The following is a 10,957-nucleotide window of genomic DNA, read 5'->3' on the forward strand; positions in this document are numbered from 1 at the left end:
GTGTGGGGTGTGGGGTCGGTGGTCAGCCGCGCGGGTAGCGGCGCAGCCAGCCCGTGGAGGCGCTGGGTGCGGCCGGGGAGTGCAGGGCGGGGCCCTGGGTCATCTCCATGGCGAAGTCGTCGGCCAGCTCCAGCATCGTCGCGCGGCCCTCCAGCTCGGTCACCCAGTTCGGAGGCAGGGCCGTCTCGCCGTGCTGAACTCCCAGCAGGTTCCCGCAGATCGAGCCGGTGGAGTCGGAATCTCCGCCGTGGTTGACCGCCAGCAGCAGACCGTGGCGCACGTCCTCGGCGACCAGCGCGCAGTACACCCCGATCGCCAGAGCCTCCTCCGCCGTCCAGCCCTCTCCGAGCGACTCGACGCGCTCGGGCGACGGCATCCCCTGCCGCACCGCGCCGAGCGCCCGCTTGAGCGCGTCGGTGGTCTCCTGGTGGTCGGGCCTGTTCACCAGTTGCGCCAGGGCCTGTTGGACACCCGCGTCGAGGGAGTCGCCGCGCGCGAGCGCGTGCACGATCACCGCGAACGCCCCCGCCGAGAGCACTCCGGTCGGATGGCCGTGCGTCTGGGCGGCGCACTCCAGGGCGAGTTGGAAGACCAACTGCGGTTCCCAGCCCACCAGCAGACCGAACGGCGCGGAGCGCATCACGGTGCCGCAGCCCTTGGAGTTCGGGTTCTTCGGCTGCTCCAGCGTGCCCATCCGGGCGTCCCCGAGCCCGCTCAGACAGGCGTTGCCGGGTGCGCGCCGCGCGTACAGCCACTCTTCTCGGGCCAGCCAGCCGTCGTTCTCCCGACGCTCGTCGGGGCCCCAGTCCCGCTGGGTGGCGGCCCAGCGCAGATGCGCCGCGTGCACGTCGGTCGGCGGGTGCCAGGCGCCGGTGTCCCGCCGTACGTGTGCCCGGATCAGCCCGTCCACGGTGAACAGCGTCATCTGGGTGTCGTCGGTGATCGCGCCCCGCAGGCCGTACGCGGGAACCAGATCGGTGATCCCGTCGGGGCCGTGTGCCTCCCGGATGTCGGGCAGCGAATGGAACTCCACGCCCGCGCCGAGCGCGTCGCCCATCGCCCCGCCCAGCAGGCAGCCCCGTACGCGGCTGCGGAAGTCCTGCTGCTCCGTACGTCCCCACGTGCTGGTACCGGTAGCCGCCACCGACGCCCTCCCCATCGCTCATGACCGGCTGGCATGGAGCACCCTAGACGACCGGTCCGGGGGCGCAGCAGTCAGTCTTCGGTCCGCTTCGGGTCCGTTTTCTGTCCGGTTCGGATCGGGCGGCGGGCTTACGGGGCCGGGCGGCGGGGCGTGCGGGACGGCCGCCAGGGCGCCGGTGGCCTGCCCGGCCGGAGCGTCCGTGCCGCTCAGGAGCGGCCCGCACGCAGCGTCAGCACCGTGATGTCCGGCTCGGCGCCGACCCGTACCGGAGGGCCCCAGGAACCGGCTCCGCGCGTGACGTACAGCTGGGTGTCGCCGTACCGCTCCAGCCCGACCAGGGTCGGATTGGCCAGCGCGGCCAGGAAGTTGCCCGGGAACATCTGGCCGCCGTGGGTGTGGCCGGAGAGCTGGAGATCGACGCCGTGCTGCTTCGCCTCGTCGATCATGGCCGGTTGGTGCGCGATCAGCACCGCCGGGCGCTTCCCGTCCCGGCCGGCGAGCGCCTTCGGCAGGTCCGGGGCGTCGCCGTGCTCCTCGCCCGCGAGGTCGTTGACGCCGACGATGTCGAAGTGGCGCAGCTCCTCGCGCTCGTTGCGCAGCACGCGTATGCCGAGGGCTCCGGCGAGATGGGAGTTCCACTCCTCGTACCCGGAGTAGTACTCGTGGTTCCCGGTGGCGAAGAAGACGCCCTCGCGCGCTCTGAGGCGGCCGAGCGGCTGGGCGGCGCCGCGGAGGTTCTTCACCTGGCCGTCCACCAGGTCGCCCGCGATGGCGATCAGATCGGGGTCGGTGGCGTTCGCCCGCTCGACGATCCGCTGGGTGACGCCGCGGCCGATCACCGGGCTCATGTGGATGTCGCTGATCAGCGTGATCCGGTAGCCGTCGGCGGCCGGCGGGAGCTTCGCCAGGGTGACGTCCACGCGCTTGACCTTCGGCCCCGCGGCGAGCACCGAGTGCGTACCGGCGCCCACCGTCACCGTGGCGACCGTACCGGCGGTGATCGCCGCGGCCCGTGCGACAAAACGGCGGCGGGAGGCGTCCGCCGGGCCGTCACAACCGCCGCGGCCCGCCGTCGCGGGGGTCTCGGACGGCGCCGGGGCCGTCGGCGCTGCGGTCCCGAGCCGGTGCGAGCCGTTGCGCTCGGGGGTGCCGTCGGGGTTGTTGGTGCCGTCGGAGCCGGGGCTCGCACCGTCGGCAGGGGGTGCAGCGGTCGCGGTGGCCGGCTTGTCGGCGACGGCTGTGGCCGTGCCGCACGCGGGATCGGAGTCCGGGCCGAGTGCGGCCTCGACCGGCGGTGCCGCGTCGGCGGCCCCGGCGGGCTCGGTGTGACCGGCCACGGAGGTGACGGGCCGGTCCGGAGCGGAATCGGCGTGCGCGGACCCGGTCGTCGCCAGGGCTGCGGGCGCCTCCTCGGCGGCCGGTCGCTCACTGCCGTCGGCGCCCGCACGACGGGCGTCGCGACGGCGCAGCAGGCGCAGCACCAACGGCCGTACGGCCTCCAGCACCAGCAGGGTCAGCAGCAGATAGACCACCACCGCGAACCACATCAACCCCGGCCAGGCAAGCGTCCGCTGAAGCGCGAACGGCACGTCGGAACGCGTGGTGATCATCGCGGCGACCAGCAGTGACGGCATCGCGAACGCCAGCACCGTGCCCGTCCGCCGCCACCAGCCGCCGGGGACCGACACATCCCGCACCAGACGGCGCCACAGATACCAGTGCGCCGAGACGACCACACAGGTGATCACCAGAAAGACCACTACGAACATCGCTACGCCGCTCCCACACCATGGCCGTCTTCGGACTTCGTCCGCAGCGCATGCAAGCCTCTGAGGCCGATGACTCCGACCGCCGTCCCCAGCAGGAACGAGGTGACCGCGAGGAGCAGATGCACCCAGAAGTACCCGGTCGGATCGCCTGCCTCGTCGAAGGCCAGTCCACTGCCGTCCTTCCACAAATTGCGGACGAACGTGACCCAGATGAACCAGCTCCACACCCCGAACGCGAGCAGGAACCAGGACACGGGGCGGCTGAGCTTCATACCTCGAGTATGAACAGCACTCCCGCGGCCCTCGTCCGAGGGGCGACGCACATGCACCGTCCAGCAGAACGGCGCGGCCGGCCGAGGAGTTCCGGAAACAGGGGTGATATTCGCCCGGCTCTCCGGGACCCGTGGCTCCCCAGCCGCGCGTGCGCGGTCCCGTACGCCTGCGGCGGTACGTGTGCGGTCCGTGCGTGCGCGTCTGTACGTCTGCGCCCGTACGGACGCAGCCCGAAGCGTCCGTACGCCGCGTCGCCCGCCCAACTGCCTGGCCGGCGGGGGCGGTTCGTGATCGACTGGGCGTCATGGACGCGATAACGGCGGTCATCGCGGTGGCTGGAACTCTTGCCGGCGGTGTCCTTTCACATCTGCTCCAGAGCCGCGCCACTGCCGCGGCCAACCGCGAGACGCGGGACGAGCGGCGCCGCGAGGAGCGGTTGGAAGCCTGCGTACGGTACGCGGCGGCGGTCTACGACTGTCGGCGGATGATGAGCTACCGCTGGTACCGCAGCAACGGGCGCGGCGGCTCGGAGGACCCCAGCGAGGTATCCAGCCAGGCCTTCGATGTGCGGACCACCATGATGGAGAGGTTGACCCGCGTCCAACTCCTCGTCGACGACGACGAGTTGCGTGCCGCGGCCGACGCGGCTGCGGAGGCGGTGGCGGAGCTGTACGAGAAGGACACGCCGGCCGAGGAGTTCCGGGCCGCGCGCGACCGCAGCCTCCGGGCCCACGACCGCTTCGTGCGCGCCGCCGCCTCCCATCTGCGCTGACACGGTCCCGAAGCCGGAGATGCCGGCGGGGCCGTGCTGCTGGGCCTGTCGAAACCGGCGGTGTCGCTCTCGTCGTCGCGTCCTCGGCGGAGGCCCGTACGCGGAGGTCCGCAACCCCGGAATAACCGGGTGCGGCGGACGGATCCGGCGTACTAGGGTCGCCCGCCATGACCTACACCGCGCCAGAGCGCATCCGACCGCCCTTCACCGCAGACGAACGCGGCCAGCTGAACAACTGGCTCGACATGCAGCGCGGCATCATTCACTACAAGTGCGCGGGGCTCTCCGACGAGGCCGCCCGACGTTCGGTGATACCGACCTCGCCGCTGATGACGGTGGCCGGTGTGGTCGCGCATCTGCGCTGGGTCGAGCACACCTGGTTCGAGGTGATGTTCCTCGGCGGCTCGGAGAAGGAGAACCCGAGCTTCTTCGACGATCCCGAGGACGCCGACATGCGGCCGGCCGCGGACGTCCCCCTGGAGCAGCTGCTTCAGGAGTACCAGGTGCAGTGCGCGCGGAGCAACGAGATCGCCGCCGCGGCCTCGCTGGACGACAGGGGCAGGCGCGCGGACTTCAAGGTCGGCCAGGCGTCGCTGCGTTGGATGCTGGTGCACATGATCGAGGAGACGGCGCGGCACGCGGGCCACCTCGATGTCATCCGCGAACTCCTCGACGGCGAGACCGGCTACTTCTGACCGACGGCGGAGGCGGGCGGGGCGTGATCCCGACGGGCGGGCCCCACGGGTCCGACGGCCCCACGGACTCCACGGGCCCACGGACCCCACCGGCCTGACTCCCGCGGTGCGCGACCTCGTGGGCGCGGAACTCCGTGGGCGCGGCACCCGTGCGCGCGGAACTCCGCGGGGCGCGCCCGTGGGCCCGACTCCCGTGGGTGGAAATGCCGTTGAGGCCCCGGGCGCCGCTGTCTACGCTGCGGCGATGACCGCCCCCGCGCCGCGCCTCGAAGTGCTCACCCCCGCCAACGTGGAAGCGGCCTGTGCCCTGGAAGTCCGCCCCGACCAGCGCGGATTCGTCGATCCCGTCGCGACCTCGCTGGCCGAGGCGTATGTCTGGCCGGAGGTCGCCTGGCCCCGGTTGATCGTCGACGGGGAGACTCCGGTCGGCTTCGTCATGGCCTTCCACGACATCCACTTCAACCCCGCCGTTCCGGACGACCGCCGCTCCGGCCTGTGGCGGTTGAACATCGCCGCCGCCCAACAGGGCCGCGGATACGGGCGGTTCGCCGTCCGCGCCGTCGCGCAGGAGATCCGTCGCAGGGGGCGGCACACCCGCCTCTTCACCACCTGGCAGCCGGGCGGGTCCGGTCCCGAGAACTTCTACCTACGGCTCGGATTCCGTCCGACCGGGGAGCTCAGCGGCGGCGAGACGGTGGGAGCGCTCGACCTGGACTGACGCCGTACTGCCCGTGCAGGGCCGCGTACCGGTTCGCTCCTACGGCCGCCGACTGCGTACGGCCCGCGTACGGCCCGCGTACGGCACGGCGTACCCGGACCGGCAACCGCCGGATGGGCGCTCCCGTCGCCCCGTGGGCGCCCCTGCCCGTTGCGGAGGTGGCCCTCCCCCCTTATGGTCATGATGACGATAAAATGGGGGAAGGAACCTGGATGACCACTTCCGCGCAGAGCCGACGTGCCGCCACCGGAACACTGCTCGGGCTCGCGCTCGGGGACGCTCTCGGTTACCCGACCGAGTTCGACGACGTGCCCTCGATCCTCGCCGCCTGTGGGCCCTGGCGCGGGATGGAGCTGCCGAGCCGTGCTCTCGTCTCCGACGACACCCAGATGGCGCTCGCCGTCGCCCGCGCGCTCGCCACCGCCCGGGCCGGCGAACACCTCGGTCCGGACGGCCTGGTGCGCCCCCTGCGCGAGGAGTTCATCGCCTGGTACCGGTCACCGGAGAACAACCGGGCCCCGGGCGGCACCTGCCTCGCCGCCTGCGCACTGCTGACGGGGGAGGGCCGGCCCTGGCAGGACGCCAGCAGGATCGACTCCAAGGGCTGCGGGGCGAACATGCGCGTCGCCCCCGTCGCGCTCGTACCCGGGCTCGACGACCAACAGCGCGCCGGTGCAGCCCAGTTGCAGTCCGGTCTCACCCACGGCCACCCGACCGCCCTGGCGGCGTCGGACCTCACCGCGCACGCCGTGCGCCTTCTCGCCGACGGCGTCGACCCGGCCGAGCTCGTACCGCGGTTGCGCACCTACGCCCATGACAACCGCACCCGTTACCACCACGACTGGCTCGGCGACCTCTGGGCCCGTGCGCAGGATTCGACCGCCGAGCACTTCGCCGCGCGCGGCTGGGACGAGTGCCTGGCGATCCTCGACCGGCTCGAAGCCGCTCTGCGCACGGTCTCGCCCGAGGCGGACCCGTGCCTGGCGACGGGCGCCGGCTGGATCGCCGAAGAGGCCCTGGCCACCGGTCTGTTGTGCTTCCTGCTCTTCCCCGACGAGCCGGTCGTCGCTCTGCGGCGCGCCGCCTGCTCCTCGGGCGACTCGGACTCGATCGCCTGCCTCACCGGCGCGTTCGCCGGCGCCCACCTCGGAGCCGACGCCTGGCCCGGCGCCTGGGTGGAGCGGATCGAGCACCGCGACGAACTCCTCGCCCTCGCTGCCCCCTGGAACCCCTGACCCGCCAGGCCTGCCCCGCTCCTGCCCCGTGCGCCCGCTCGTGGCCGGCGCACCCGCACCCCGGCAGCCGGGCATGGCCCGTCCGGGGCCCGGCGTACGGGGCGCCCGGCGTACGGCGTACGGCGTACGGGGTGCACGGGGCGTACGGCGCACGGGGCGTACGGCGTACGGCGCGTCCGGGAGCAACGCGGTGCGGGCGCGGGGCCGATGGACGCCCTTCCGCCCGTCGCCTCCTCAGCGCTCCTGATACACGGGGTTGTGCGCGCGGCAGGTTTCCACCGCCTCCGGGGGCAGTTGGGCGCCCATGTCGAGACCGCCCTGCACCTCGTCGACCTCGACTCCCCGCGCGCCGTTCTCCTTCAGACAGTCCGCGTACTCGCGCAGGGCTCCGATCCAGCCGTCCGGCAGGTCGGGAGTCCGGCTGTCGTCGATCTCTGCGTCGCCGCTGGACGCCTGGTGCGGCGAGGGCCGGGTTTCGGAGGTGCGCCGGAGGCGCCGCAGGCTGCGAATGCGCAGACGAGGGAGAGCGTGAGGAGAGACAACGAGACTGCCAGGGGCCCGCGTTGCCTCATCGGGGGTTCACCTGCTCGGTCAACCGCCCCTTGCGCAGGGTGAGTACACGATCGGACTGAGCGGCCACCTGCTGGGCGTGACTCACCACCACCACGCATTTGCCCTGCTTGTGGGCGAGTTCGCGGAAGATGTCGACGATGCCCTGGGCGGTGTCCTCGTCGAGGTTCCCGGTGGGCTCGTCGGCGAAGAGGATGTCGACGTCGCAGGCGAGCGCCCGCGCGATGGCGACGCGCTGCTGCTGACCGCCGGAGAGCCGCAGCACGTTGCGCCGGGCCATGTCCCGGTCCAGACCGACCTGTTGGAGCAGTTCGAGCGCGCGCCCGCGGCGGCTGCCCGACACGGGTTTCGCGCCGGTGATCTCCATGGCCGTGGTGACGTTCTGGAGCGCCGTCATATAGGTGAGGAGGTTGTACTGCTGGAAGATCGTGGCGGCGTGCCTGTTGCGGTAGCGCCCCAGCCCCAGCTCGGCGAGGTCCCGGCCGTCGAAGCTGATGCTGCCCGAGGTGGGTGCGTCGAGCCCGCTGGCGAGGCTGAGCAGCGTGGTCTTGCCGCTGCCCGACGGGCCCAGCACGGTGTAGAAGGTGCCGCGGGCGAAGGCGTAGTCGATGTTCTTCAGCACCGCAGTACGACGGCGTCCGCCGGCGTAGGTGTGGCTGACACCGGTGAGCCGCAGAACGGTCCGGTCACCGGAGCCGCTCCCGTCGGTCGGGGCGGGAGCGGCCGGGGCGCCGGCAGCGCCGGGTCCCCCGGTGGTCCCGGTGGTCCCGGGGGTCCTGGTGGTCTCGGGGGTCTGGCCTGTGTCGGAAGCCGAGAGGTTCATGGCGGTCACTTGCCCTTCGTGAGGATGGCGCGGGGGTTCAGCCGCAGCACTGCGGCGGCGGGTATTGCGGTGGCGAGCACGCCGACACCGAGCCCGACGGCGCCGACGGTGGCGAGGTCGGAGGAGGAGAGCGCGACCGTGATGCGGTCCACCGGGTCGGCGTTCTCCACGGGCCGGTCGTCCATGTCGATGCCCTCGCCGATTCCGGTGCTGCCGGGGGGTGGAGGCTGCCAGGAATCGAGCTTCTCCTCGGCCGCGGCGGCCTCCCGGCCGAGCAGCGCCTGACCCGCGCTCTGCGTCAGGGCCGGGGCGAGGAGCGAGCCGAGGCCGATCGCCACCGTCGCCACCAGGACGACTTCCAGGGCCTGTTGGGCGATCAGGCTGCTCTTGCGCTCGCCCATCGCCAGCAGGACTCCGTACTCCTTGCGTTGCTGCTTGACGGCGAGATTGGCCAGAAGCGCGAGGACGGCGGCGCCGGCGAGGCCCATCAGCCACATGGCGGCGGTGGCCGTCCCGCGGATCGAGTCCAACGGGCCCGTCATCTGTGCGATCGCCTTGTCGTTGGCCGCCAGCGCGAAGCCGTCGAGCTCCGATCCGGCCTCCTTCTCCGCCGCTTCCTCGAACGCTTCCTGCGCCTCGGCGCCCTGGAGCAGGAACGTCGCCTTGCTGACCTGCAGCCCGTTCTCGTTCTCCGAGCTGAGGGAGCCGAGACCGCCCACCGACCCGTAGAGCATGTTGGCCGGGCTGATGCCGTACTCGGCGTCCGGTTCGTCGGTGGGACGCGAATCGCGGTAGACGCCGGCCACGGTGAAGTCGGCCTCGGTCTTCTCGTCGTTGCCGGTGAGGCTGATCCGGTCACCGACCTTCAGCCCGTTCTCCTTCGCGAAACGCTCCTCGATCAGCAGGCGTTTGCGGTCCCGGTCGGCCGAGGTCAGATGCTCGCCCGACAGCAGAGTGAACCGGCCGCTGCGGAAGTCCGGCAGCAGCGAGGTGTCCAGGACGCCCATACCGACGGTGCCGCCTTCGCCCATCGGGTTCTGCGGACCGCCCCCGACCAGCTTCTGCCCGTCGTCCAGGATCGCGCGGTCCCACACCTCGTACGTGTACTTCTGCACCTGCGGCAGCCGGCCCAGCTCGTCGACGGTTCCGGCGTCGATCCGAGGGGCCTGCATCCCGGCGCCCGCGCCCAGGTCGCCCAGATCCATCTCCAGGTTGACCTCGGCGCCCACGGACTGCTTGACGTCCTGTTCGGCCCGCGCGGTCGCACCGTCGATCAACACACCCGCCAGCACCATCACGGAGATGACGAGGAAGGCGGCGAGCGTGATCAGGGTGCGACCCTTGCGCGCCCAGAGGCTCAGCCCCGCGCGTTTGACGAAGTTCATGGCTTGTCGGCTCTCTTCCGTACGTGGAGTGGGGCGGGGACCGGCGGGGGTGACGGCCGCGGCGGCGTCTACCGGCGTCAGTCGGCGTCCGTGAGAATCGAGCGGGGGTGCAGCCGGAGGATCGCGACCCCCGGTACGACGGTGGAGACCAGGGAGATTCCGAGTCCGATACCGGCGACCCGGGCGACGTCGGCGGGTTCGACCCGTACGGTCGGCGGCGCGATCACGCCGTCCGGGGCACGCTGCTTCCGACCGCTTCCGGTCGACTCGTCGTCCCCGGCCGCGCGTCCCGTGCCGGCGGCGTCTTCGGCGTTGGCTGCACGTCCCGTGTCGGACGGGCGCGAGCCGAGCAGCGCGTCGCCGACGGGCTGCCCCGCGAGCGAACCGGCCAGTGCGGCGAGTGCGACGGCGGGCAGCGCCAGGGCCGCTATCTCCACCGCGTGCTGGCCGAGGAGCTTCCACTTCTTCTCGCCCATCGAGAGCAGCACCCCCAACTCGGAGCGCCGCTCCCGGATTTGGAGCATCACGATCAATCCGAGGATCAGGGCGCCGGCCAGCGCGATCACCCAGATGAGCAACCCCGCGAACGTGCCCATGCGTTGGATCGGCCGCACCTGGTCGCGGTACGCCTTGTCGTTGACCTGGAAGTCGAACGGGCCTGCGCCCAGCAGCCGTTCGGCCTCCGCGTGCAACTGCTCGGCCAGCTCCGGCGAACCGATCCGGTAGACGGCACTCTGCACCGATGCGGCACCGGAGCTCTCGTCGGCGGTGTCGCCGCCCAACTGCTGGGCGGTGCCGACCGGTACGTACAACCTGTTGCCGGCCAGCTCGTACGGCGGCTGCCAGCCCGACGGGGACGGCGACGGGTCCTGGAAGACGCCGACGACCTTCAGCGGAACTGCCCGTCCGCCGCTCGCAGGACGAGCCCGTACGGTGTCGCCGGGCTCGATCCCGTTCCGCTCGGCCAGCCGCCGCTCGATCAGCGCGACCTGTCTGCCCCGGTCGGCCTCGGTGATGCCCCGGCCGGCCGTGACCTTCATCGTTCCGTACGAGAACGGCAGCAGCATTCCCGAGTCGCGCACTCCGACCACACCCAGTTCGCCCTTCGCCCCGCGTTCCGCGTCTGCGGGCGGCGGTGCCTCCGGCACGAGCGGCTCGAAACCGGCCGCGGCGGCCCGTACCGGAACCTCCGCGTTGTAGCGGTGCACCAGCTCGGAGCGGCCGAGCCGATCGGCGAGAGCCGGACTGAGACCGTCCTTCCGGACGGTGGCGTCGACGCCGATGGTCCGCTGGGCGTCGGCCTCCTGACGGGCGGCGGCTCCCTGGAGCAGGAACCCTCCGAGCAGCAGGACACAGATGACGAAGAAGATCCCCAGCAGCCCGGCGGTCCTCGACCTCCTGACACCGAGGCTGGTCCCGGCACGCTTGACGAAGTTCATGCCGAGGACGAAAGCAGTCCGCTCATTGCGGTGAGATAAGAGCGTCACAGCGGCATAAGGAGCTCAACCACGGGTGACAGGAACGCCGTTGGAGCCCGAGCGTGGGGGCGAAGTACGCGCTCCGGGCGCCGCCC

At 72.0% G+C, this 10,957-nt stretch carries 10 protein-coding genes; 4 read left to right on the forward strand and 6 right to left on the reverse strand.

The annotated features are described in order from the left end of the window. Positions 1-22 precede the first annotated feature (22 nt). The 3 genes from JGS22_RS12580 to JGS22_RS26300 all read right to left on the reverse strand — a co-directional run bounded on the left by JGS22_RS12580 (position 23) and on the right by JGS22_RS26300 (position 3,185). Entirely contained in the window at positions 23-1,159 is a 1,137-nt protein-coding gene (locus tag JGS22_RS12580) for an ADP-ribosylglycohydrolase family protein (RefSeq protein WP_211042342.1), read from the reverse strand. Between the two features lie 191 nt (positions 1,160-1,350). Continuing rightward, on the reverse strand, positions 1,351-2,913 hold the full coding sequence (locus JGS22_RS12585; RefSeq protein WP_211042341.1) for a metallophosphoesterase: 1,563 nt from the start codon (positions 2,911-2,913) through the stop codon (positions 1,351-1,353). Positions 2,914-2,915: 2 nt separating this feature from the next. After that, the gene (locus JGS22_RS26300) at positions 2,916-3,185 is read right to left on the reverse strand and encodes an SCO4848 family membrane protein (protein WP_236073132.1); all 270 of its coding nucleotides are present in this window, start codon (positions 3,183-3,185) and stop codon (positions 2,916-2,918) included. 305 nt (positions 3,186-3,490) lie between these two features. Between JGS22_RS26300 and kilB the strand changes: the two genes are divergently transcribed. The 4 genes from kilB to JGS22_RS12610 all read left to right on the forward strand — a co-directional run bounded on the left by kilB (position 3,491) and on the right by JGS22_RS12610 (position 6,606). Continuing rightward, positions 3,491-3,958 carry a plasmid transfer protein KilB gene (gene kilB, locus JGS22_RS12595; protein WP_211042340.1) on the forward strand — a complete coding sequence of 156 codons (468 nt, stop codon included), beginning with the start codon at positions 3,491-3,493 and terminating at the stop codon, positions 3,956-3,958. 167 nt (positions 3,959-4,125) lie between these two features. Beyond that, positions 4,126-4,653, forward strand: a complete 528-nt coding sequence (locus JGS22_RS12600) for a DinB family protein (RefSeq protein ID WP_211042339.1) — start codon at positions 4,126-4,128, stop codon at positions 4,651-4,653. 244 nt (positions 4,654-4,897) lie between these two features. Further along, positions 4,898-5,371, forward strand: a complete 474-nt coding sequence (locus JGS22_RS12605) for a GNAT family N-acetyltransferase (protein ID WP_211042338.1) — start codon at positions 4,898-4,900, stop codon at positions 5,369-5,371. A 212-nt stretch (positions 5,372-5,583) separates the two neighbouring features. Then, positions 5,584-6,606: an ADP-ribosylglycohydrolase family protein gene (locus JGS22_RS12610; RefSeq protein WP_211042337.1), complete on the forward strand. Its 1,023-nt coding sequence runs from the start codon at positions 5,584-5,586 to the stop codon at positions 6,604-6,606. A 568-nt stretch (positions 6,607-7,174) separates the two neighbouring features. Here the strand turns inward: JGS22_RS12610 and JGS22_RS12615 are convergent. The 3 genes from JGS22_RS12615 to JGS22_RS12625 all read right to left on the reverse strand — a co-directional run bounded on the left by JGS22_RS12615 (position 7,175) and on the right by JGS22_RS12625 (position 10,823). Then, positions 7,175-7,999, reverse strand: a complete 825-nt coding sequence (locus JGS22_RS12615) for an ABC transporter ATP-binding protein (RefSeq protein WP_211042343.1) — start codon at positions 7,997-7,999, stop codon at positions 7,175-7,177. Positions 8,000-8,004: 5 nt separating this feature from the next. After that, positions 8,005-9,384 carry an FtsX-like permease family protein gene (locus JGS22_RS12620; RefSeq protein WP_211042336.1) on the reverse strand — a complete coding sequence of 460 codons (1,380 nt, stop codon included), beginning with the start codon at positions 9,382-9,384 and terminating at the stop codon, positions 8,005-8,007. A gap of 77 nt (positions 9,385-9,461) precedes the next feature. Beyond that, positions 9,462-10,823 carry an ABC transporter permease gene (locus tag JGS22_RS12625; protein ID WP_211043773.1) on the reverse strand — a complete coding sequence of 454 codons (1,362 nt, stop codon included), beginning with the start codon at positions 10,821-10,823 and terminating at the stop codon, positions 9,462-9,464. Positions 10,824-10,957: the final 134 nt, after the last annotated feature.

The sequence above is a fragment of the Streptomyces tardus genome (genome assembly GCF_018101125.2).
In the GTDB taxonomy this organism is placed as follows: Bacteria; Actinomycetota; Actinomycetes; order Streptomycetales; family Streptomycetaceae; genus Streptomyces; species Streptomyces tardus.